This is a genomic window from Planomonospora alba (assembly GCF_039534085.1).
Classification (GTDB): Bacteria; Actinomycetota; Actinomycetes; order Streptosporangiales; family Streptosporangiaceae; genus Planomonospora_B; species Planomonospora_B alba.
Genome location: NZ_BAAAUT010000085.1, coordinates 1 through 21923, shown reverse-complemented (window position 1 = coordinate 21923; position 21923 = coordinate 1). Strand labels below are relative to the sequence as shown.

At 75.0% G+C, this 21923-nt stretch carries 16 protein-coding genes and 2 pseudogenes; 8 read left to right on the top strand and 10 right to left on the bottom strand.

Annotated features, from left to right (window positions below; translation table 11 throughout):
- Together ABD823_RS31960 and ABD823_RS31955 are read left to right on the top strand one after the other, a co-directional pair.
- Positions 1-814 (top strand): annotated as a pseudogene (locus tag ABD823_RS31960) (hypothetical protein); the annotation flags it as partial.
- Between the two features lie 183 nt (positions 815-997).
- Positions 998-1747 (top strand): glucose 1-dehydrogenase, encoded by a 750-nt coding sequence (locus tag ABD823_RS31955; RefSeq protein ID WP_344866206.1) that lies wholly within the window; start codon positions 998-1000, stop codon positions 1745-1747.
- 71 nt (positions 1748-1818) lie between these two features.
- On the opposite strand, the gene ABD823_RS31950 is transcribed toward ABD823_RS31955, so the two are convergent.
- Entirely contained in the window at positions 1819-2484 is a 666-nt protein-coding gene (locus ABD823_RS31950; RefSeq protein ID WP_344866204.1) for a PaaI family thioesterase, read from the bottom strand.
- A 439-nt stretch (positions 2485-2923) separates the two neighbouring features.
- On the opposite strand from ABD823_RS31950, the gene ABD823_RS31945 reads away from it, so the two are divergent.
- Positions 2924-4597, top strand: a complete 1674-nt coding sequence (locus tag ABD823_RS31945) for a CHAP domain-containing protein (RefSeq protein WP_344866202.1) — start codon at positions 2924-2926, stop codon at positions 4595-4597.
- 110 nt (positions 4598-4707) lie between these two features.
- Here the strand turns inward: ABD823_RS31945 and ABD823_RS31940 are convergent, their stop codons facing one another.
- The 3 genes from ABD823_RS31940 to ABD823_RS31930 form a co-directional block, all read right to left on the bottom strand.
- A complete protein-coding gene (locus ABD823_RS31940; RefSeq protein ID WP_344866200.1) occupies positions 4708-6945 on the bottom strand; it encodes an MMPL family transporter in 2238 nt (745 codons plus the stop codon).
- 231 nt (positions 6946-7176) lie between these two features.
- Positions 7177-9273 (bottom strand): protein kinase domain-containing protein, encoded by a 2097-nt coding sequence (locus tag ABD823_RS31935; protein ID WP_344866199.1) that lies wholly within the window; start codon positions 9271-9273, stop codon positions 7177-7179.
- 488 nt (positions 9274-9761) lie between these two features.
- Entirely contained in the window at positions 9762-10847 is a 1086-nt protein-coding gene (locus ABD823_RS31930; RefSeq protein WP_344866198.1) for a DUF5937 family protein, read from the bottom strand.
- A 52-nt stretch (positions 10848-10899) separates the two neighbouring features.
- On the opposite strand from ABD823_RS31930, the gene ABD823_RS31925 reads away from it, so the two are divergent.
- Positions 10900-12165, top strand: coding sequence for an MFS transporter (locus tag ABD823_RS31925; RefSeq protein WP_344866197.1), 1266 nt, complete (start codon positions 10900-10902; stop codon positions 12163-12165).
- Between the two features lie 247 nt (positions 12166-12412).
- On the opposite strand, the gene ABD823_RS31920 is transcribed toward ABD823_RS31925, so the two are convergent.
- Positions 12413-12955, bottom strand: coding sequence for a TetR/AcrR family transcriptional regulator (locus ABD823_RS31920; protein ID WP_344866195.1), 543 nt, complete (start codon positions 12953-12955; stop codon positions 12413-12415).
- Positions 12956-13017: 62 nt separating this feature from the next.
- Between ABD823_RS31920 and ABD823_RS31915 the strand changes: the two genes are divergently transcribed.
- The 3 genes from ABD823_RS31915 to ABD823_RS31905 all read left to right on the top strand — a co-directional run bounded on the left by ABD823_RS31915 (position 13018) and on the right by ABD823_RS31905 (position 14692).
- Positions 13018-13434, top strand: a complete 417-nt coding sequence (locus ABD823_RS31915) for an SRPBCC family protein (protein WP_344866193.1) — start codon at positions 13018-13020, stop codon at positions 13432-13434.
- Positions 13435-13496: 62 nt separating this feature from the next.
- Positions 13497-14315 (top strand): HipA family kinase, encoded by an 819-nt coding sequence (locus ABD823_RS31910; RefSeq protein WP_344866191.1) that lies wholly within the window; start codon positions 13497-13499, stop codon positions 14313-14315.
- Positions 14312-14692 carry a DUF3037 domain-containing protein gene (locus tag ABD823_RS31905; RefSeq protein ID WP_344866189.1) on the top strand — a complete coding sequence of 127 codons (381 nt, stop codon included), beginning with the start codon at positions 14312-14314 and terminating at the stop codon, positions 14690-14692. Before ABD823_RS31910 ends, ABD823_RS31905 begins: the two co-directional genes overlap by 4 nt.
- Positions 14693-14864: 172 nt before the next feature.
- On the opposite strand, the gene ABD823_RS31900 is transcribed toward ABD823_RS31905, so the two are convergent.
- From ABD823_RS31900 to dxr, 5 genes are all read right to left on the bottom strand, one after another.
- Positions 14865-16175 carry an endo-1,4-beta-xylanase gene (locus ABD823_RS31900; protein ID WP_344866187.1) on the bottom strand — a complete coding sequence of 437 codons (1311 nt, stop codon included), beginning with the start codon at positions 16173-16175 and terminating at the stop codon, positions 14865-14867.
- Between the two features lie 109 nt (positions 16176-16284).
- Entirely contained in the window at positions 16285-17127 is an 843-nt protein-coding gene (locus tag ABD823_RS31895; RefSeq protein ID WP_344866210.1) for a GNAT family N-acetyltransferase, read from the bottom strand.
- A 59-nt stretch (positions 17128-17186) separates the two neighbouring features.
- On the bottom strand, positions 17187-18752 hold the full coding sequence (locus ABD823_RS31890; RefSeq protein ID WP_344866185.1) for an alpha/beta hydrolase: 1566 nt from the start codon (positions 18750-18752) through the stop codon (positions 17187-17189).
- Between the two features lie 152 nt (positions 18753-18904).
- Positions 18905-20071 (bottom strand): flavodoxin-dependent (E)-4-hydroxy-3-methylbut-2-enyl-diphosphate synthase, encoded by a 1167-nt coding sequence (gene ispG, locus ABD823_RS31885; RefSeq protein ID WP_425566691.1) that lies wholly within the window; start codon positions 20069-20071, stop codon positions 18905-18907.
- Between the two features lie 45 nt (positions 20072-20116).
- Positions 20117-21301 carry a 1-deoxy-D-xylulose-5-phosphate reductoisomerase gene (gene dxr / locus ABD823_RS31880; protein ID WP_344866183.1) on the bottom strand — a complete coding sequence of 395 codons (1185 nt, stop codon included), beginning with the start codon at positions 21299-21301 and terminating at the stop codon, positions 20117-20119.
- A 206-nt stretch (positions 21302-21507) separates the two neighbouring features.
- Between dxr and ABD823_RS31875 the strand changes: the two are divergent.
- Positions 21508-21923, top strand: a pseudogene (locus ABD823_RS31875) (hypothetical protein); the annotation flags it as partial.

Genomic DNA, 21923 nt, shown 5'->3' with positions numbered 1-21923 from the left:
GGTCTTCACCCCGTCCCCGGGGGCTCCGGTGACCGGGAGGGGCCCGGCGGACTCCGGGCCTGACCGCGGCCCGGACGCCTCGGGGCCCTCCGGCGCCGCCCGCACCCCCTCCCTCCCGCGCTCCGGCGCGGCCCGGCCCCCGCGCCCGGCGAGCGCCGCGCCCGCCGCGCCCGCCCCCCGGCGCTCCCCCGCCCCGGCTCCGTCCCGGGACCGCGCTCCGGCGGTCCCCCCGGTCCGGAGCCCGCTCCCGGCCTCCCCGCCCGGCTCCGTCCCCGGCTCGCCCTCGGGCGAGGTCTCCGGTCCGTCCACCGGACCGGTCCCGAGCGAGGTGCGGACCCCGTCCGTACCCGCGCACGGTGTCGACGGGCTGGCCGTCACCGGGATCGACGCCTCCGGGGCGACGATCGCCGTCCGCGCCTCGACCACGGCGGACGTGGCACTGACGGTCACCTTCGCCGAGGGCCCGGCCGAGGACCGGTTGCTGGAGGCACCCCCGGTCACCCTGACGCTCACCGGCTCCGGCTCCTACCTGCGGACCGTCACGCACGCCTTCACGGTGCCCGCCTGCGGGCAGACGCTGCTGCGGCGGGTCACCGCCGCGACGTGGCCGCCGGCCGCCGGGGGCGTGCGGAGCCTCACGGTGACGGCCACCGGCGGCCCCTGCCCGGCGCCCGGCACCCCGGAGCCCGGCGGCCCCGCAGGCGGCTCGGCGGACGGTCCCGCAGGCGGCTCGGCGGACGACGCGCCGCAGGACGTGACCGACGACCCGGCGGGCGCCGGCGGACGGCCCTCGGGGGACGACGGCGCCTTGTAAGGAAACCAAGCGTGCGTTAGTTTGGCAGCCGGCGGCCGGGACGCCCGTCCCGGAGGTCCCGCCGCGGCGGGCCGCACCGGCGCACCGGCGCGCGCACGCGGCGACGGGCCGTCCCGTACGGCGCACCGGGCGGCGGGGGCACCGTCGCGCGCAAGGCGGCACGAGTCACCGAAGGAGGCCGCGATGGGTCTGCTGGACGGCAAGGTGGCCCTGATCACCGGCGGCGCCCGGGGCATGGGCGCGGCCCACGTGCGGCTCTTCCTCGCCGAGGGCGCGCGCGTCGTCTTCGGCGACGTGCTCGCCGAGGAGGGCAAGGCCCTCGCCGAGGAGACCGGGGCGGTCTTCGTCCCCCAGGACGTGACGGACCCCGGCGACTGGGAGCGGGCGGTGGGCGCCGCCACCGAGACCTACGGCAGGCTCGACGTCCTGGTCAACAACGCCGGCATCCTGCGCTTCCGCCGGATCGCGGACATGACGCTCCAGGAGTTCGACCGGATCCTCGACGTGAACCTCAGGGGCACCTGGCTCGGCGTCAAGTCGGTGATCGAGCCGATGAAGGCGGCCGGCGGCGGCTCGATCGTGAACATCTCCTCGATCGAGGGCTTCATCGGCGCCGCCGGCATGTCGGCCTACTCCGCCTCGAAGTTCGGGGTGCGGGGGGTCACCAAGGCGGCCGCGCGCGAGCTGGCCGGCTTCGGGATCCGGGTCAACTCGGTGCACCCCGGCGCCATCGCCACCGACATGGTCAGGGATCCGGAGGTCATGGTGGAGGTGGACGGCGAGGCGTTCCTGAAGTCCATGGTGATCCCGCGCTTCGCCAAGCCGGTCGAGGTCTCGAACGTGGTGGCCTTCCTGGCCTCGGACCGGTCGAGCTACTGCACCGGCAGCGAGTTCACCGTGGACGGCGGCCTGCTCACCGGCGCCGGATACTGACCGCGGGCCCGCGCGGCGGCCGAGATCCCGGGGACGGGGGGCGGTGGAGGCCCCGGGGTCTCCGCCGGAAATCACCGCGCGCCGCCCGCGCCGCCCTCCGGCTCCGGCACCGGGCCCTTCCCCGACCACCAGGACGGGGCGATGAACAGGCCCTCCGCCTCGACCAGCACGGTGCCGTCCGGCAGGGCGATGCGCCCCTCGGCCCAGCTCTTGCGTCCCTGCGAGCGCGTGTGCTCCGCGGTGGCGACCAGCGGCTCGCCGTACGGCACGGGCCGGCGGTAGCGCAGGCTCAGGGTGCCGGTCATCCCCGGGAAGCCCGCGGCCGCCACGGCCTGGCCGAGCAGCTGGTCGAGGATCATCGCGCTGACCCCGCCGTGCACCGTGGCGGGCGGCCCCTCGTGGACGGGCCGGAAGCCCAGCTCGGCGCGGACCGTCCGCTCGGGGGTGACCTGGACGACCAGCGGGAGGGCGTGCGGGTTGGCCGCGCCGGTCACCGCGTTGCTCAGGTTGCGGGGGAGGCCGTCGGGGCCGAACTCGAACGACCGGGGGGAGTCCCGCCGTACCGCGCCGAGGCGCTCGGTGAGCGCGGCCAGCTCGGCCGTGACGGCGGTGAGCTCACCCTCCGGGACGTCGGTCAGCACGACGGCGTCGATCAGGTCGCGGACCTGGCGGCTGAGCACGGTCAGCGCGGCGAGCCGGGATTCGGCGTCCTCCGTGGAGGCGAGGTCGAGCGTCATGCCAGCATTTTAGAACGCGTTCTACAGAATCACGTTCTGGGGGCAGGCCGGCCCGGTCGGCCCGAGGGACCCGCGAGGACGGCCGGAGGACGCGGCCTGGACGGCAGGCCCTCCCGATCATCCCTTCTTCGTAGATTTTTCCGCTTTTCCGGTTTACCGCCAGAAATCCTCAGAACGCCGGTGACATCGGGTTTTGCGCTCCGCGAAGCCTGCCGGACGACCCGGTGTCCGCTTGGTATGGTCTTGACCTGTATTTTCCTGCAGGTAACCTCCCTCGTCACGGAAGACCACTGACCAATGGCGCCGCCACACGCACCCCGCCGGCCTCTCCGGCGGACCCGCGTGACGCGCCATCGTCCGACCCGGCCTTCCGGAAGTCCGGTCGCGGGGCGGCGCGACCATGCCCCGGCGGCTTCCGGAGGGTTCCCCTCACTTCCATATGACGCCTGAGATCGAGAAGTTCATCGAGCTGCTGGAGAGCGAGCTCGGCTACACCGAGAAAAGCAACGGCTACACCAAGTTCGGCGACTGGTACGCCGAGAACGTCGAGGACGACGACGCCTTCACCAACGCCGCCTGGTGCGACATGTACCTGTCGTGGGCGGCGAAGAAGCTCGGCTACGAGGACTGGATCGGCCAGTTCGCCTACACCGTGTACCACGCCCGGTGGTTCGAGGAGCAGGACGCCTGGGGCACCACCCCCGAGCCCGGGGCCATCGTCTTCTTCGACTGGAGCGGCACCGGCAAGATCAGCCACATCGACCACGTCGGGATCGTCACCAAGGTCGAGGGCGGAACGATCCACACGATCGAGGGCAACGTCGACGGCGGCGTCGCCAAGCGCAAGGAGCGCGACACCTCCAAGGTCGTCGGCTACGGCTACCCGGCGAAGGTCAAGGAGAGGCTGGAGAAGGAGGCCGCCGAGAAGAAGGAGGTCCTCGACCCCGGCGCGCAGCCGAGCACCTTCGTGTTCCTGACCCCCGAGTCGAGCCTGCCCTCCGTCATCCCGCCCCCCGCCCCGCTCCCCATCGCGATCGGGCCGGACCCCGCCCCGGCCGGGAAGACCGGGAAGTCCTCGGGGTCCTCGGCGTCCTCGGCGTCCGGCAAGCACGCCAAGCCCGCCAAGGAGGGCGCGGCGAAGACCCCGGCCCGGGAGACCGCCTCCTCCGCCGCCCCCGCCGCGAGCCCCACGGCGGCCGCCTCCGCCCCCTCCCAGGCGGCCGCCGGCCGCAGCACCCCGGGCAAGCACGCCAAGCCCGCCGCCGCCGACACCCAGGCGATCGCCACGGCCCCGGCCGCCGCGAGCGGCGGTCTCACCCCCGCCCTCCCCGACCTGTCCAGCCCCAACGTGCTCGCCCCGGTCCTGCTGGCCGCCGCCGCGATCATCGCGCACGCCAAGGTCAAGCAGGCCGGGCTGCGCCTGGCGTTCGCGAGCGGGAGCGCCGAGCGCCCGTCCCGCCGCGCCGGGGGCTCCCACCGCGCCGGAGGCCGAGGCCGTACGGCCGGCCGCCGGCGGCTCGACCGCGGCGCCCCCCTCACCCGGAGGTCCTTCGCGGTCCAGGAGTTCTCCCCCGCCCCGCGGACGCCCGCCGACGCGCGGCCGCCCGCCGACGCGCGGCCGCCCGCGGTCCGGGACCTGCCCTCCCCGACCGGCAGCCCGGCGGCCGCGCTCCCCGTCCTCGGGCCCGGGACGCGCGGCGGGGAGAGCGCGCCCGCCGAGCGGCCCCGCCTCCCCTACCAGGGCAGGCGCCGCCGCCGGGAGCGTCCGGTCGTGGAGTCCACGACGTTCGTGCAGGACGCGCCGCTGCGGGGCCGCCGCCACCGCCGCCCCGACTCCTCCACGTCCTCGGCGGCCGTCATCTCCCCGGCCGCCCCGGCCGCCTCGGTCTCCTCGACGTTCGTGCAGGACGCGCCGCTGCGGGGCCGCCGCCACCGCCGCGCGGAGACGGCCGTCAGCACGACCGTCCCGCTCACCGCCCCGCCCGGCGGCGCCGGCGACGTCCTGGCGCCCGGCGGCGTCCTGGCGTCCGGCGGCGAGGACCGCGCCCCGCGCGAGTACCGGGGCCGCCGCCGCAGGGAGGCCCCGGAGACCAGGGAGACCGTGGCGGTCTGACCCGCCGCCCCGCCCGGGGCAGCGGGCGCGGGCCCATCGGGCGGGCGGCCCCCCGCCCGGGCCCGGCCGGACGCCCAGGTGCCTCCTGACGCCCGGGTCCGGCCGGACGCTCAGGCCCGGCCCGCCCCGACGAGCTCCCGCTCCGGCCGCTCGTCGCGGGGCTCCTCCTCGTGGCCCTCGATGGACAGATCCGGCAGGATCCGGTCCAGCCATCTCGGGCACCACCAGTTGTAGCGGCCGAGCAGCACCATGGTGGCCGGGACCAGGAAGCCCCGGATGATCGTGGCGTCCACCGCGATCGCCGCCGCCAGCCCGACACCGAAGATCTTGACCATGGGGTCGGGGTAGGCGATGAAGGCGACGAACACCGCGACCATGATCAGCGCGGCGGATGTGATCACCCGGCCGGTCGAGCCCAGCCCCTCGGCCACCGCCCTGCGGTTGTCGCCGTGCCTCAGGTAGGCCTGCCGCACCGCGGTGAGCAGGAACACCTCGTAGTCCATGGACAGCCCGAAGAGCACCGCGAACAGCATCAGCGGGATGTAGCTGTCGATCGGCACCGAGAAGAACAGCGTGGCCACGTAGGCGTCGTCCGCGCCGACCGGCGGGTCCATGCCGACCAGGCCGCTGCCCAGCCCGAGGGAGAAGACCAGGGCGAGCACGCCGAAGGCGGCGCCGAGCGAGACCAGGTTCATCAGCGCGGCCTTGAGCGCCACCACCGGCGAGCGGAACGCCAGCAGCAGCAGCAGCGCGCTGAGCAGCACCACGACGCCGATGACCACGGGAGTGCGCTCGGTGATCCGCCGGCCGACGTCGGCCATGCCGGCGACCTCGCCGCCCACGTGCACGCTCGCCCCCTCGATCCGGAGCGCGCGCACCGCCTCGACGACCTCGACGGCCCGGGGGTCGCTGGGCGCGAACTCGGTGACGGCCTGGACCATCGCGGCGGTCCCGCCCTCGTTGAGCACCGGCTCGCCGACGTGGGCCACGCCCTCGACGGAGGCGACCCGGTCCTTCAGCGCCTGCAGTACGGCGGGCGCGGGCTCGCGGTCGGCGACCTTCTCCTCCAGGTCGGCGAGCACGACCAGCGGCCCGTTCATGCCGGGCCCGAACCCGGCCTCCTTGAGCTCGTAGGCGCGGCGGGCCTCCGTGCCGCGGTCGCCGTAACCGTCGTCGAGCGTGCCCAGGTTGAGCGCGAGGGCGGGCGCGGTCAGCGCGGCGAGCACCGCGACGCTGAGCGCCAGCACGCCCCACGGGCGCCGGGCGACCCACAGGCCCAGCCCGGTCCAGCCGGAGGAGCCGTCGTCGGAGCGGCGGCGGCCGGCGAGCGGCAGGCGCAGCGCGTCGATCCGGCGGCCGAGCAGGCCGAGCAGGCCGGGGACCAGGGTGATCGAGGTGAGCACCGCGCAGACGACCGAGATGCCGGTGATCCAGCCCAGCGTCTGCAGCATCGGGAAGCCGGCGAGCAGCAGCGCGCTGAGCGCGATGATCACCGTGCCGCCGGCGAACACCACGGCCCCGCCCGAGCCCGCGCCCATCCGGCGGGCCGCCTCGGGCACGGCCAGCCCGTCGTCCAGGAGCCTGCGGTACCTGCTGAGCAGGAAGAGCGCGTAGTCGATGCCGACGCCGAGGCCGATCATCGTCGCCATGATCGAGGCCTGCTTGGGCACGTCCACCACGTGGCCGAGCAGGCTGATCACGCCCAGGCCGGTCGCGATGCTGACCAGCGCGGTGAAGATCGGGACCAGCGCGGCGACCAGCGTGCCGAAGGCGAACAGCAGCACGAGCAGCGCGCAGACGACGCCGATGGCCTCGCTGACGCCGGTCTTGATCTCCTTGTCGGCCGGGGTGCCCGAGTCGGAGGGCACGGCCTCCATGCCGGCCTCGCGGACGGGCTCGGCCGCGGCGGACAGCTCCCGGGTGGTCTCGGCCAGCCGGGAGCCGTCGTGTCCCTGCAGCCTGACCGTGATGATGCCGATCTGCAGGTTGGGCGCCATGCCGCCCATGCGGTAGGGGGTGTCCACCTGCGCGACGTGGGGGACCCCGCGGATGCGGTCCATCGCGCGCTCCACGGCGCGCTTGCGCGCGTCGTCGGTGAGCGGGCCGTCGGGCGAGTGGACCACGATCTGCACGGTGCCGCCCGGCTCGTAGCCGACGCCGAAACCGTCGCGCATCAGGTCGTGGGCATGCTGCGCGTCCGTGCCGGGGATGGCGACGTTGTTGTTGACCGGCCCGGGGAACAGCTGCGATCCCGCGGTCAGCGCCGCCGCCACCAGGATCCAGAGCGCCAGCACGAGCTTGCCGTGCCGCGCACACCATCCACCCAGCCGTCCCAGAAACCCTGACATTCGGGACCACCCTATTGACGTGTTCGAGAGCAACGCGCGGACAGCGCCCGGCACGCCGTACGGCGCCGCCGGGAAAAAGCGTAGGCGGGAACTTCCCGGAAAACCGTACGGCATTCGGAAATGAGACGATCACCACAGTCACCGTGCACCGGCGCCCGAAGCGCGCCCGCCGCGGACCGGGCCGCCGGACGGTCGCGCCCGGCCATCGGACGGTCGCGCCGGGCCGGGCCGTCAGGCGCCCTCCACGCTCCCCGGGCCCGTCGGGTCGGCCGGCGCCGTGGGCTCCGGCGCGGGGGTCGGCTCCTCCCCCGGCCCGGGCCCGGTCTGCACCGCCACCCCGACCGTGATCACGATGGCGACGCCCGGCCGGACGCATCCGCCGGGCCCCGCGCTCTGCGCCAGCACCGTTCCCGAGCGCGCCGCGTCCACCGGCCGCGCCCGCGTCCGCACGGCGAAGCCCGCGCCGGTCAGCGCGGCGCGCGCCTCCGCCTCGCCCATCCCGACGACCGAGGGCACCTCCGCCCCGCGCCGCGAGACCGTCAGCGCCACCGCGGTACCGGACGACACGCGCTCTCCCGCGCCGGGGCTGCTCGCGATCACCTGCCCCGCGGGCCGGTCCGAGCAGCGCGCGGTCACCTCGCCGACGCCCAGCCCCGCCGCCGCGAGCGCGCTCTCGGCGGCCCCGCGGCGCAACCCCGCCAGCTCCGGCACGGGCACACCCGCCGAGACCCGCAGGGCGACCCGGCTCCCCTCGGCCACCGTGGCACCCGCCTCCGGCTCGCTCCCGAGCACCCGGCCGACCGGCTCGCCCGAGTCGACCCGGGTGACGGGCCCGGCGGTCAGCCCGGCCTTCTTGAGCGCCCGCAGCGCCTCGGAACGCTCCAGCCCGGCCAGCGGCGGCACGGTGATCCCGGTGGCCGGCACGGCGACCGGGCTCCCGGCACCGGGGACGGTCCGGGCCGGGACGGTGGCGCGGTTCGGGCGGCGGAGCGGATCGGCCCGCCCCTCGTCCTCCGCCCGCGCGGCGGTCCCCACCGGGGTCCGGGACTCGGCCGGGGCCGGGGGCGCCCCGCCGGGGGCGGGCCCGCCGCCCCCGCTCAGCGCCGGGACCAGCACCCCTACCAGCACGGCGGTGCTGACCAGCAGCGATCCCGACACCGCCACCGACGCCCTGGTCGCCGCCCGTCCCGGGCGGGTCCGCATGGCGGCGGGCTCCTCGCCGTCGCCCTGCGCGGACCCGGCCGGGTCCCTCGGCGCGGGCACCGCGCTCACCGGGACGGGGGCCGCGCCCTCCGGGAAGGGCCGGGAGAGCGAGCGGATGGAGATGACGCCGGTGCCCGCCGGGGCCGGCGCCGGAGGGCCGATCCCGACCCCGACCCCGACCCCGGCGCCGGAGGCCGGAACACCGGAGACGGGGGCGCCGGAGACGGGGGCGCCGGAGATCCCCGCCCCCGGGAGCGGGCCGGTGGACGGCGGCGACCGGAGCGGGCCGGGCCCTCCGGCCCGCTCGACCTCCCCCGCCCCGCCCTCGCCGAGCAGCGTGAGCAGCAGCTCCCGGCTCGTGGGGCGATTGCGCGGATCCTTGTCCAGGCAGCGGGCGACCAGCTCGCGCAGCCACCCGTCGAGGCGGCCCAGCTCCGCCGGCGCGGTGAGGATGCGGTGCAGCACGGCCGCGATCGAGTCCTGCCCGAACGGCGCCTGGCCGTTGGCCGCGAAGCACATGGTGGCGCCCCAGGAGAAGACGTCGGCGGACGGGTCGATCTCGGCCCCCTCCACCTGCTCCGGCGCCATGTAGGCGGGGGTGCCCGCGCCGCGCCCGCTCTGCGTGGCCGCCGCGTCCAGCGCCCGGGCCAGCCCGAAGTCGATGACCCTGGGCCCGTCCGGGCCGAGCAGCACGTTCTGCGGCTTGAAGTCGCGGTGGACGATCCCGGCGCGGTGGATCGCCGCCAGCGCGGTGGCCGTGCCGATGGCCAGCCGCTCCAGCGCGCCGCCGGTCCGGGGGCCGCCGATGGCGACCTCCCGGTGCAGCGACGGGCCGTCGACGAACTCGCTGACGATGTAGGGGCGGTCGCCCTCCAGCCCCGCGTCGATCACCTGCGCGGTGCAGAAGCGGGCGACCTGCTTGGCCAGGTCCACCTCGCGCAGGAACGCCGCCCGGTCCTCGGCGAGCACGCCGTGCAGCAGTTTGACCGCGTACGGCTCGGGAGCGGTCTCGGGATGCATCCCGAGGTACACCACTCCCTGGCCGCCCTCCCCCAGGCGACCGACGATCTCGTACGCGCCCAGCCGTTCGGGATCCCCCGGCTTGAGCGGCTGCGCATACGGCACCCCGCGCCTCCCCTCGCCGCCACCCCTCCACTCAAGAAGAGGCATCCCCCGCAGTCAACGGAAGTCAATCCCATCTGCCCGTGACCGTGACACTCATGTGATGCTCAGGTCAGGCCGTACCGGGCCAGACCGGGTCAGACCGGGCCGGCCCGCGAAGGCTCCCGCCGCCCGTCCCTCCGCCGGAGGCACCGCCGCGGCCGTCGCCCGAGGCCGCCCGGTACGGCAACGGCTACCGGGTGCGCCGCTGTGACGCCTGGTGCCGGCACATCGCCCTCGCCATGCTCGCCCATGCCCACCCGGCCGCCACCGGCGGCGACATCGCTTACACGACGAAGCGTCGTCGTCGTAGTCCTCCTGCGCGCCCGAGAGCGCTTTGACCTGGGCGTGCTCGAGGGCGGACCCCTCGGCGGCCGTGGTGATCATCGACTGTGCGGAGGTCCGGGGCACCGGCCGAGGTCGTCGGCTACATTCTGGCGGGCCGAAGCCACTCAGCGTAGTACGGCCGCCAGCAGGTCGGTCCCCAGCGCCGTCAGATCGGGAAGACTGGCGGTGTAGCGGACGTAGCGACCGTGCCGCCGGGCTGTGAGCAGGCCCGCGCGGCGCAGGACGGCGAGGTGGCGGGAGACCTCCGGGGGTGAGAGTTCCCAGGCGTGGGCCAGCTCACCGGTGGTGTGCGGGCCGCGGGCCAGGGTGCGCAGCAGCCGCAGCCGTACCGGATGCGCGAGTGCCTCCAGCCGTAGCGTGACCGTTTCCAGCGATACCGGCTCCCACGGACCTGCCTCGGCGACGGGGTACTGCACCACCGGCCGCCACCCGGGCGCGTGGACCACCACCAGGTGCGGGCGGCCGAAGACGCTGGGGAGGAAGGTGACCCCGCTGCTGTGGGCGGCGATCGCCTTGTCCTGCAGCTTGTCCACGATGATGCGGTCGCCGTCCGGCGCCAGGGTGATCGCGCCGGAGACCGACGCGAGTGCCGCCCCGATGCCCTGGCGCTTCAGCAGGTCGTTCTTCAGGCGCAGGTCGGCGGCGAGCTGCACGGCGACGCCCGTCCAGGCGGCGTCGAAGAAGGCCTCGGCGCACTGTTCGAGGGTGTGGCGTACCCGCGTCCGCACAGCGGCCGGGTCCGCGAGCAGCCGTTCCGCGAAGGCCTCCTGAAGCGCGCCGCGGGCCTGAGCCAGGTCCAGGGCCCGCTGGCGCGCCGCCGCGTCGGTGAGCGGCGACGGCGCGGCGAAGTGGACCCGGTTGCTGCCACACGTGGTGACGAGCGCGGCGGTCACATAGGTTTCGTCGTCGATCCGGTCTACATCGTCCAGCTCCTCGGCGAGGGTCGGCCGGGGGCGAGCCGGGACCAGGAAGTCGGCCCGTGAGGAACGCCAGAGGAACTCCGCCTCCCTGAGCCGCTCTGCCAGCTCCGGCCGCAGCCCGGCCCAGACGTCCCCGGCCCAGCCGGCGAGCCGCGGGTGGTGCCCGGGTTCGGCCAGCACGTGCAGCATCGCGGTCAGCTCGGCCAGCGGGGACGCGGCGAACCGCAGTCGCCCGGGCGGCAGGCCGCCGATGTCGATCCTCAACGCCATCCCCTCATCATCACTGGCCGGACGGCCGGCGGCCGAACGCACTGTTGACGCCATGGCAACCACCACCGAGATCCGGCCGCGTGCCCTCGTCCGTGCCTCCGGGGGCCCCCGCTATGCCGTCGCCCTGGCTGTGGACGCGCTCGGCACCGGCCTGCTGCGGCCCTTTCTGCTGCTCTACGGGGTGATGGCGCTGAGGCTGTCCGCGCCGGTCACCGGCATCGCCATGACGGTCGGCGTCGTCATGGGTCTGGTGTGCGTGCCCGCGGTGGGCCGATGGCTGGACCGGGGCGCACGCAGCACGGTCGTGGCGGCGTCGATGCTGGTGCGGGTGGCCGGCGTGGCGCTGCTGCTGGCCACCCCGACGGGGAACGTCTGGCTGTTCGCGACGGCGGCGCTCTTCCTGGGCATCGGTAACCATGCCTGGCCGGCCGCCCATGCGGCTCTCGTGGCCACGGTCGCCCATGGCCGCGAGCGTGACGCCGCTCTCGCGGGAGGCCGCGCCCTGCGCAACGCCGGCCTGGGCGCGGGCGCCCTGCTCGCCACCGCGTGCCTGGTGGGCGGCACCACCGCCTTGCAGGCGCTGGCTGCCGTCACCGGGCTCGCCTACCTCGCTGCGGCGGCCTTGGCGTGGTCGGTCCGTGTGCACGCTCATCCGGCCGCTGCCGCGGCCAAGAGCAGGGACGACGAGCCCGCACCCCGGATGCGCGCGCTGCTGGCCGCCAACGTGATCTACGTCTTCTGCCTCAACGTCCCCGAAATCGCGCTCCCCCTGGTCCTGGTGACGCAGATGCACGCCTCTCCGGTGTGGTCGGCGGCCATCTTCGTGGCGAACACGGTGCTGGTGGTCACCCTGCAGGTCCCGGTCACCGTCCTGATGTCCCGCTTCTCCCGGCGGACCGCGCTGGCTCTCTCCGGCGTGGTACTCGCCGCGTCCTACCTCGGCCTCCTCGCGGCCACCTCGCTGGGACACGGCTGGGGCGCCCCGGCCGTCGCCGCGGTGTCCGTGGTCTGCACCATCGGCGAGATCATCTATGCAGGCAGCGCCACCGCGCTCGTCACCGCCCTCACCCCGGCCCATCTCCTGGGACGCGCCCTCGCCCGTTTCCAGCTCTCCACGGGCTTCGGGCTCGCCGTCTCCCCGGCGGTCATCACCGCTCTCGCCTCCCACGGCTCGGCCGCCCTCTGGGGCGGCCTCTCCGCTGCGACGCTGCTGTCCGCCTCCGCCGTCGCCACCGAGAAGGACCAAGGGGCGAGCAGAGCGGGCCTGCCCGCAGGCGGGACGGGCAAGGCCGGTGTCCGGGTACGCCGCGGGGGCTGACGACTCTGCCCGGTCCGGGGCGGGCGCTCCGTGATCTCGGAAGGCGGCTCGCCGCCGTGGCCGGCGTCCTGGCCGTGCCGCATCCCGTACGTGTAGTCACCGCCGTAGACCTCACCGGCGGCGATCCGGCGGGCCGGCACCCGGGCGGACAGGTCGTCCAGGCCCGCCGTCCACGTCTGGAAGTCCTCAGCGGTCACCACATCCGGCATACGGCCAGGCTGGAAGACGACGAAACGCCGTTGTCGTACTAGGAGGCCAGGCCCATCTCCGACAGGGCCAGATCCATGAAGGCGCCGATCGGCTCGTCCACCGCGCCGACCCGGTGCAGGGCGGCCATCCCGAGGTAGACGCTGTAGCCGGCGACGGCGCGGCCCCGGGCGATGTCCGGCGGCTGCCCGGCCTCCTCCAGCGTCGCCCCCATGAACTCCAGTCGCCGCGCGCTCACCCGCCGGGCCGTCTCGGCGGCGAGCGGGTCGTCGGCCGCGCTGACGAGCTGGAAGGCGATCTTCGAGTCCACCGGGTCGCCGAAGGCGGACTCCAGCAGCGTGCGCATGCGCAGCACCGGGTCGGGGATCTCCAGCAGTCCGGCGATGATCTCCTCGGTGCCGGTCTCCCAAAGGGCCAGCGCCGCCTCGACCAGCGCCCGGCGGTTGGCGAAGTGCCAGTAGAAACTGCCCTTGGTGGCGCCGAGCCGTACGGCCACCGGCTCCACCGCCACCGCCGCCAGGCCGCCCTCGGCCAGCGCCTCCAGCGCCGCCCTCGCCCAGTCCTCCGCGTTCAGCCGACCCACCCGCACAGTCTTCCATACGGGGGCGTACAGTCAGACCGTACGCAACCGTATGGAGGAATCCCATGGTGTACAACATGCACGAGCGCCTCATCCCGGCCTCCCCCGAGCGCGTCTGGGACCTGCTCGCGGGACTCGGCGGCGAGGGAGACCGGCTCTGGCCCCAGGAGAAGGGCCGCTTCCGCCTCCCCGAGGGCGTCCGGGTCGGCGCCCTCGTCGAGCACGGCCCGATGCGCTACCGCGTCGGCGCCGTCGAGCCCTGCCGCCGCCTGTGGTTCGACACCCGGGAGATGACCGGCGGGCACGGCTTCACCCTCCACCCCGCCGAGGGCGGCACCCTGGTCCGGCACGAGATCACCGGCCGCACCACGGGCCTGTTCCGGCTCCTGTGGCCGGTGCTCATCCGCCGGCAGCACGACGCGGTGCTGGAACGGCTCCTCGACAACCTCGAGCGCGAGGCCGGTCGCGCCGTCGCGGGGTGACCACCGGGTGACCGGCACCGCGGAGGGCGGGGCACCGCACCGCGAACCGATACCCTGGCGGAGTGCTGGAAGAGATCACGGCGACCCGCTACGTGACGCCGCTGCGCGAGGGCGGGTCGCTGCCGGGCGTCATGGAGGCCGACGACCTCGGCACCTACGCCGTGAAGTTCCGGGGCGCCGGGCAGGGCCGCCGGGTGCTCGTCGCGGAGGTCCTCTGCGCCGAGCTGGCCAGGCGGCTCGGCTTCCGCACCCCCGAGCTGAAGGTGATCGACGTCGACCCGCAGCTGGGCGCCCGCGAGCCCGACGAGGAGATCCAGGACCTGCTCAAGGCCAGCGCCGGGCGCAACCTCGCGGTCGACTTCCTGCCCGGCGCCCTCGGCTTCGAGCCGCTCGCCCACCCCGCCGACCCGGCCTTCGCCTCCCGGCTGCTCTGGTTCGACGCGCTGGTCCACAACGTGGACCGGAGCTGGCGCAACCCCAACCTGCTGCTCTGGCACGGCGACGTCTGGCTGATCGACCACGGCGCGGCCCTGTGGTTCCACCACAACTGGCGCACCGCCGACCCGCGGCGCGGGTTCGACGCCGGCGACCACGTCCTGGCCCCCTTCGCCACCGAGATGGCCGCCGCCGACGCCGAGCTGAGCGCGCGGATCACCCCGGGCCTGCTCGACGAGGTGACCGCCGAGGTGCCCGACGAGTGGCTGGAGGACGAGCCGGGCTTCGACGACGCGCAGGCCGTACGGCGGGCCTACGCCGAGCATCTGCTGGCCCGCGCGCAGGGGCCGCGGAGCTGGCTGCCCGAGCCCGCCCCCGGGGAGGCCGGGCCGCGGACCGAGCGCAGGAGCGGCTCGATCGGCACGTTCTGGAGGGAGCACCGGTGAGGGACGTCTACGAGTACGCCGTCATCCGGGTCGTCCCCCGCGTGGAGCGCGGCGAGCTGATCAACGCGGGCGTGCTGCTCTACTGCCAGCCGCGCGGCTATCTGTGCGCCCGGGTCGAGCTCGACGAGGCCCGGCTGCGCGCCCTCGACCCCCGCGCCGACGTCGGTGCGGTGCGGGAGGCGCTCGACGCCTACCGGCTGTCCTGCACGCCGGAGGCGGGCCCGCTGGCCGCCGAACCGCTCGGCAGCCGGTTCCGCTGGCTGACCGCGCCGCGCAGCACCGTGGTGCAGGCGGGCCCGGTCCACGCGGGCCTCACCTCCGACCCCGAGGCCGAGCTGGAGCGGCTGGTCTCCTGCCTGGTCCGCACCGCGGCGTAGCCGGACCCGGCGGCCGCGGGCTCCCCGGCTCCGGTCCCGGAGAGCCGGCACCGCGCCGCCGCCCCGCGCACCCGCGCGGCCTTCCGGCGGGGGGCGCCCCGAGGATCCGCCCGCGGGGCCCCACAGGACCGCACGAGCCGCCTCACAGGGCCTCACAGGGCCTCACAGGGCCTCACAGGGCCACGGTGACCGCCGTCTCCCCCGGCTCGCCGAGCCGGACCACCGCCGTCCGGCCGGCGACCGCGACCTCGTACTCGCCGAGGAACCCGGTGAAGCGGACCCGGCCGCCGTCGTCGGCGGTCAGCGTCACCGGTTCCAGCCACCACTCGCCCTTGACGAGCGAGCGCAGCGCCTCGTACGCGGGCTTCGGCGTGCCGTCGGCGCGGACGAGGCCCGCGGGCGCGCCGAGCCAGGCGCCGGCGTCCGTGATCCCCCAGTACGTCACCGCCCGCACCGACGGGTGCGACAGCAGCGTCTTGTAGTGGCGGACGATCTCGTCGGCCTGGCGTTCCTCGCCCTCGGGGGTGCTCGGCCACCGCGGGATCCGGTAGTCGTTCAGGTCGACGATCTCGCCGGGCATCAGGTGGCCGGAGACGAGGGTCGTCTCGGTGAAGTGGAGGGGCAGCCCGTAGCGGGAGAAGCGCTCGATGACGCCGAGCGTCTTCTCCTCGCCCCAGTAGCCCTGGTGCATGTGGCTCTGCAGGCCGAGCGCGTCGATCTCGACGCCCGCCTCCAGCACGCCCTCGATCAGGCACTCGTAGGCGGCGGACATGTCGAAGTCGTTGAGCAGCAGCGTGGCGTGCGGGTCGGCCTCGCGGGCCGCGTCGAAGACCATCTTGACCATCGGGATGCGCCCGATCTCCCGGCAGAGCCGGGTGATGCCGTTGTCGTACTTGTCGAAGATCGGCATGATCACGACCTCGTTGATGACGTCCCAGGCGCCGATCAGCCCGGCGAAGTCGGTCATCTCCCGCCGGATCCGGTCCACCTGGGCACGGGCGATCTCGGCGTTCGGCAGGTCGAGCAGCCAGTCGGCGGTCACGGTGTGCCAGGCCAGCGGGTGGCCCTTGACCGCGCAGCCCCGCTCGGCGAACCAGCGCGCGGCCCTGCGCAGCCGCTCGGTGTCCGGCCTGCCGCGGACGGGTTCGAAGTCGCCCCAGTAGAAGGGGAGCGTGGCGGAGTTGAACAGGTCGAGCCAGAGGCCGGCCAGGTGCTCGGCCCGGGCCGCGGGGCCGCCCTCCTGTGCCTGCGGCCCGTCCTCCCGCCCGTCCCCCTGCCCGGCCGGCGGCTCGCCGTTGGCGAGCGGGACGAGGTCGAAGCCGATGCAGCCGAAGAGGAAGTCGTGGTTCAGCTGCCTGACCACCACCTCCCGGCCGGCCGGCGGCGCACCGTCCAGGGTGAGGGTGAGGACGGCGTCCGCGGTGCGGTGCCTCCTGATCAGGGGGTCGGGGGCGGGGACCGCGGGGGCGGGGGACGGCGGCATGGGTGATCCTCCAGCTGTGCTCGGCAGGAATGCTCGGACACCGGATCATCGGGCGTCAAGCCCCCCATGGCGGACCCGCGCGACGGCCGGGCCCCGGAACGCCGCCGGCTCAGAACAGCACCGACATGAAGGTGCCGACCTCCACGAAGCCCGCCTTCCGGTAGGCGGCCCGGGCCGGGGCGTTGTAGTCGTTGACGTACAGCGAGACCACCGGGGCGAAGCAGTCGAGGGCGTGCTTGACCACCGCGGCCATCCCGGCGACCGCGTGGCCCCGGCCACGCAGCTCCGGGTTGACCCAGACCCCCTGGATCTGGCACGCCTGCGGCGTCACCGCCCCGATCTCGGCCTTGAAGACGACCGTGCCGTCGTCGATCCGGGCGTAGGAGCGGCCGATCCGGATCAGCTCGGCCACCCGGGAGCGGTAGAGCGCGCCGCCGTCGCCCACCTCAGGCGAGATGCCCACCTCCTCGGTGAACATCGCCACGCACGCCGGGAGCAGGATGTCGAACTCCTCCGGGCGCACCCGCCGCACCAGGGGGTCGGCCGGGACCGGGGAGGGCGTGCCGGTGGCCATCAGCGGCTGGGCCCAGCGGATCGCGCGGGCGGGCCCCCAGTGCGGCTCCAGCCGCTCCCACAGCGGCTCGACGGCCTCGGCGGGGCCGACGATCGACGAGCAGCGGCGGCCCTGCCGGCGGGCTCGGTCGGCGAAGGCCTGCACGGCCTCGGGACCGGCGTTCACCGGGACCAGGTTGGCCCCGGCGTAGCAGAGGGCGGTCAGGCCGCCGCGCGGCCCGAACCCCCACATCTGGCCGCCGAGCCGGGAGGGGTTGAGCCCGACGGAGCGGACCCGGGAGGCCACGAAGACATTGGCGACGGGATCGGCGTCGAGAAGCGCCAGGACCTCGTCGCGGTCGTCGTCGTCGAGCACGCGCGACACCGTTGTGCGCAGCATCACAGGCCCAGCCTACGCGACCGCCCCGGCTCCGGCGGGACCGGCTCGCAGATCGGTATCTACCTGCCCGGATCCCCCGTCATCAGGATTCGTTCCGCCCGGGCGGAGGGAGCGGGCGGGGCGACCGCCGGGCAGCGCGCGTCGACGGCGCTCCCGCGCCCGGCGCGGCGGGGCAGCGTCCCGTCCCGCAGGTAGGCGGCCAGGTGCGCGTCCACGCAGCGGTTGCCCTCGAAGAGGGCCACGCCGTGGTCGCCGCCGCCCTCGACCACCAGCCGGGAGCGGGTGAAGATCCTGCGCATCTCCAGCGCGCCCGCGTACGGCGTGGCGGCGTCGCGCCGGGCCTGGACGAGCAGCGCGGCCGGGAGCCGGGCGTCCTGCCGGATCCGCACCGGCGCCGCGGGCGCGGTGCGCTGCGGCCAGAACATGCACGGCGCGTTGTACCAGGTGTTCTGCCAGGTGAGGAAGGGCGCGCGGGCGTGGATCGCGGTGGCGTCGGCCTTCCACCGGCTCCAGTCCCGCGGCCAGGGCGCGTCGCCGCACTCCGTCGCGAGGTAGACGGCGTAGCCGTTCTCGGTCTCGGCGTCGTTCTTCGCGTGCTTGCGGTAGGCGCTCACCAGCGGCGCGGTGTCGCCCCTGCGGACGTACGCGGAGAACGCCCGGGCCAGCTCCGGCCAGACCAGGTCGGAGTAGCCGCCGACGGTGTAGATGTCATCGAACTCGCTCGGGCCGACCACGCCGCCCGCCGGGCGGGTGCGCAGCCGCTCCCGGGTGGCGTACCACGCGTAGGAGACGGCTCCGGCCGTCGCGCCCAGCCGGTAGACGTCGTTGTGCCTGGCGGTCCAGGCGAGGAAGTCGCGGTGCCGCCGGTCGAAGGCGGTGTTCTGCTTGAGGTTGGAGTCGTACCAGATGCCGCGCGGGTCGACCACGCTGTCCAGCACGAGCCGCTTGACCCGGTGCGGGAAGAGCGTCGCGTAGACCGCGCCGAGGTAGGTGCCGTAGGAGTAGCCCAGATAGCTGATCCGGGACTCCCCCAGCGCCGCCCTGATCAGGTCCATGTCGCGGGCGGAGTTCTCGGTGGTCAGGTGGGGCAGCAGCCAGCCCCACCGCAGCTCGCACGCCTCGGCGTACTCCCGCGCCCGGCCGAGCAGCACGGACTCCTCCTGCGCGGTCTTCGGCACGTAGTCCGGGCGCGGCGGCGCGTAGTACTTGTCCGGGTCCACGCAGTTCACCGCTGGGCTGCTCCGGCCCACCCCGCGCGGGTCGAAGCCGATCACGTCGAACCGGTCCGCGAGGCCGGCCGGGAGCGCCGTCGCGACGAAGGCGGCCAGGTCCATGCCGGAGGCCCCCGGCCCGCCGGGGTTGACCAGCAGGACGCCCAGGTGGCCCCGGGTGGCCTTCCCCTTGATCCGGTTCAGCGCGATGCCGATCGTCTGGTACGGCATGCGGTGGTCGAGCGGCACCCGGAGCGTGGCGCACTCCGTCTCGGGCGCCGCGCGCCCCGCGCCCGCCTGTCCGCAGGCCTCCCAGGTGAGACCCTGCCTGACGTCCGCCACCGCCCGCGGCGGCGCCCCGACGGCGACGGCGAGCATCCCGACGCCCGCGACAACCCCGACGACCCTCTTCACGTGGGACTCCCTCTCCTCGCTCGGCAGGGAGATCGTCCCCGGAGGGCCGCCCGGTCAGCGGCCACCCGGCGTGATGCTTACCGTCACGTAGTCAAGTGATTGCGGACGGTGACGGGCGGGCGGGATGTGCCCGGGGCCGGGGCGGCCCGGGCTCAGCCCACGACGACCTGGGGGCCGGAGGCGTCGTCGTCGAGGTCGACCTCGACGCCCATCTCCTCGGCCAGGCGCAGGGCCTCCTCGATCAGGGTCTCCACGATCTGCGACTCGGGGACGGTCTTGATGACCTCGCCCTTGACGAAGATCTGGCCCTTGCCGTTGCCGGAGGCCACGCCGAGGTCGGCCTCGCGGGCCTCGCCGGGGCCGTTGACGACGCAGCCCATGACCGCCACGCGGAGCGGGACCTTCATCCCCTCCAGGCCGGCCTGGACCTGCTCGGCCAGGGTGTAGACGTCGACCTGGGCGCGGCCGCAGGACGGGCAGGAGACGATCTCCAGGCCGCGCTCGCGCAGGCCCAGCGACTCGAGGATGCCGATGCCGACCTTGACCTCCTCCACCGGCGGGGCCGACAGCGAGACCCTGATGGTGTCGCCGATGCCCTCGGCCAGCAGCGCGCCGAACGCCACGGCCGACTTGATCGTGCCCTGGAAGGCCGGTCCGGCCTCGGTGACGCCCAGGTGGAGGGGGTAGTCGCACTTGGCCGCGAGCAGCCGGTAGGCCTGGATCATCACGACCGGGTCGTGGTGCTTGACCGAGATCTTGATGTCCCGGAAGCCGTGCTCCTCGAAGAGCGAGCACTCCCACAGCGCCGACTCCACCAGCGCCTCCGGGGTCGCCTTGCCGTACTTCTGCAGCAGGCGCGGGTCGAGCGAGCCGGCGTTGACGCCGATGCGGATCGGCACGCCGTGGTCGGCGGCGGCGCGCGCGATCTCGCCGACCTTGTCGTCGAACTTCTTGATGTTGCCGGGGTTGACCCGGACCGCGGCGCAGCCCGCCTCGATGGCGGCGAAGACGTACTTCGGCTGGAAGTGGATGTCGGCGATCACCGGGATCTGCGACTTCTTCGCGATGATCGGCAGCGCGTCGGCGTCGTCCTGGGACGGCACGGCCACCCGGACGATCTGGCAGCCGGACGCGGTCAGCGCCGCGATCTGCTGGAGCGTGGCGTTGACGTCGGCGGTGACCGTGGTGGTCATCGACTGCACCGAGACCGGCGCGTCACCTCCCACCGGCACCGAGCCGACCATGATCTGGCGGGAGCGGCGGCGCTCGGCGATCGGCTTGGTCCTCACCGCGGGCATACCGAGAGCAACAGAAGTCATTTTTCAACCTTTGAAAGTCGACGACGCGCTCCAGTCTAGGCAGTGCTAGGAGGTGGCGGTGAGCTCGCGTGCCCGCGCCCGCGCCCAGGCGTCGGCCGCGAGCACCTCCTCCACCGAGCCCGCCTCGCCGGGGGTGTGCTCGGCGACCACCGCGGCCACGGTGTCCACGATGCCGAGGAAGGGCAGCCGCCCGCCCAGGAACGCCTCCACGCAGACCTCGTTGGCCGCGTTGTAGACGGCCGGGGCGGTGCCGCCCGCGGAGCCGACGTGCCGGGCGAGCGCGACGGCGGGGAAGGCCTCGTCGTCGAGCGGCTCGAAGGTCCAGGTGTGGGCGCGGGTCCAGTCGACCGGGGAGGCGGCGCCGGGGACCCGGTCGGGCCAGCCGAGGGCCAGCGCGATGGGCAGCCGCATGTCCGGCGGGCTGGCCTGGGCGATCACCGAGCCGTCGGCGAACTCCACCATCGAGTGCACGACCGACTGCGGGTGCACCACCACGTCGATCCGGTCGAAGCCGATGTCGAACAGCAGGTGGGCCTCGATGACCTCCAGCCCCTTGTTGACGAGCGTGGCGGAGTTCACCGTGATGACGGGCCCCATGGACCAGGTCGGGTGGGCCAGCGCCTGCTCGGGGGTCACCTCGCCGAGTTCGGCACGGGACCGGCCGCGGAAGGGCCCCCCGCTCGCGGTGACGACCAGCTTCCGCACGGCGGAGGCGTCGGGGCCGGCGGGACCGGCCGCCCACAGGCACTGGGCGAGCGCGGAGTGCTCGGAGTCGACCGGGAGCAGCTGCCCCGGCTTGGCCAGGCGCTTGACGAGGGGACCGCCGACGATCAGCGACTCCTTGTTGGCCAGGGCGAGCGTGCGGCCCGCCTCCAGCGCGGCCAGCGTCGAGGTCAGCCCGAGCGCGCCGGTGACGCCGTTGAGCACGGTGTCGCACGGCCAGGCGGCGGCCTCGGCGACCCCCTCGGGCCCGGCCAGGACGGCGGCGGTCACGCCGTGGGCGGCCAGGGCCTCCCTCAGCGCGGGCAGCGCCGCGGGGTCGGCCACGGCCACCGCCTCGGGGCGGAACTCGGCCGCCTGGCGGGCCAGCAGGTCGACCCGGCCGCCTCCGGCGGCGAGCGCCGCCACCCGGAAGGCGCCGGGGTTGCGGGCGATGACGTCGAGGGACTGCGTCCCGATGGAGCCGGTCGAGCCGAGCAGGACGACGGAGCGGGTGGTGTCTGGCTGCACCGTCCCATTCTCCCCGGGCGGCGGGCGCGTGCGGACCCGCCGGCGGGCATGCCGTACCGGCATGGCGGCGCGACGTGAGGAACGCATGGTGAGAGAGGTGATCCGTGCCGGAATCCCGCCATATCAATAGCCGCGAATCCTGAGAAACCGGAGATCGAGCGCACTAGCGTCCCGACCCGTCGTTCTCCGGTCCCGGGAGGTACCCCATGCGCCGCACGGCCCGTCTCGTCCCCGCCCTCACCCTCGCCGCGGGAGGCGCCCTGCTCCCCGCGGCCGCGTCCGCCGCCCCCGTCACCACCGCCCCCCTCGCCGCCGGCACGGCCGGTACCGGTGCGGCGGCCCCCGCGCCCGCGCCGGAGCCGGCGGAGAAGGCGGCCGCCGACACCGGGAGCGAGCAGCGCGCCGTCGCGCGCCACTGGACCGAGGCGAGGATGGAGTCGGCCCGGCCGCTCGACGCCCTCGCCCCGCGGAAGAGGAGCGGGGCCCGGCCCGGCGCCGCGCGGCCCGCCGCCCCCGTCACCGTCCCGCCGACCGCCCCGCGCGGCGGCCGGGCGGCTCCCCCGGACGGCGGCCGGGCGGCACCTCCCGCCACCGGCCCGGCCGCCGTGAACCGCGCGGTCCG

What these genes read in the sequence shown, in the direction of transcription:
- ABD823_RS31925 (WP_344866197.1), top strand. Translation starts at nt 10,900, where the DNA reads ATGGCAACCACCACCGAGATCCGGCCGCGTGCCCTCGTCCGTGCCTCC.
- ABD823_RS31955 (WP_344866206.1), top strand. Translation starts at nt 998, where the DNA reads ATGGGTCTGCTGGACGGCAAGGTGGCCCTGATCACCGGCGGCGCCCGG.
- ABD823_RS31940 (WP_344866200.1), bottom strand. Translation starts at nt 6,945, where the DNA reads ATGTCAGGGTTTCTGGGACGGCTGGGTGGATGGTGTGCGCGGCACGGC.
- ABD823_RS31900 (WP_344866187.1), bottom strand. Translation starts at nt 16,175, where the DNA reads ATGCCGCCGTCCCCCGCCCCCGCGGTCCCCGCCCCCGACCCCCTGATC.
- ABD823_RS31950 (WP_344866204.1), bottom strand. Translation starts at nt 2,484, where the DNA reads ATGACGCTCGACCTCGCCTCCACGGAGGACGCCGAATCCCGGCTCGCC.
- ABD823_RS31930 (WP_344866198.1), bottom strand. Translation starts at nt 10,847, where the DNA reads ATGGCGTTGAGGATCGACATCGGCGGCCTGCCGCCCGGGCGACTGCGG.
- ABD823_RS31915 (WP_344866193.1), top strand. Translation starts at nt 13,018, where the DNA reads ATGGTGTACAACATGCACGAGCGCCTCATCCCGGCCTCCCCCGAGCGC.
- ABD823_RS31945 (WP_344866202.1), top strand. Translation starts at nt 2,924, where the DNA reads ATGACGCCTGAGATCGAGAAGTTCATCGAGCTGCTGGAGAGCGAGCTC.
- ispG (WP_425566691.1), bottom strand. Translation starts at nt 20,071, where the DNA reads ATGACTTCTGTTGCTCTCGGTATGCCCGCGGTGAGGACCAAGCCGATC.
- ABD823_RS31895 (WP_344866210.1), bottom strand. Translation starts at nt 17,127, where the DNA reads ATGCTGCGCACAACGGTGTCGCGCGTGCTCGACGACGACGACCGCGAC.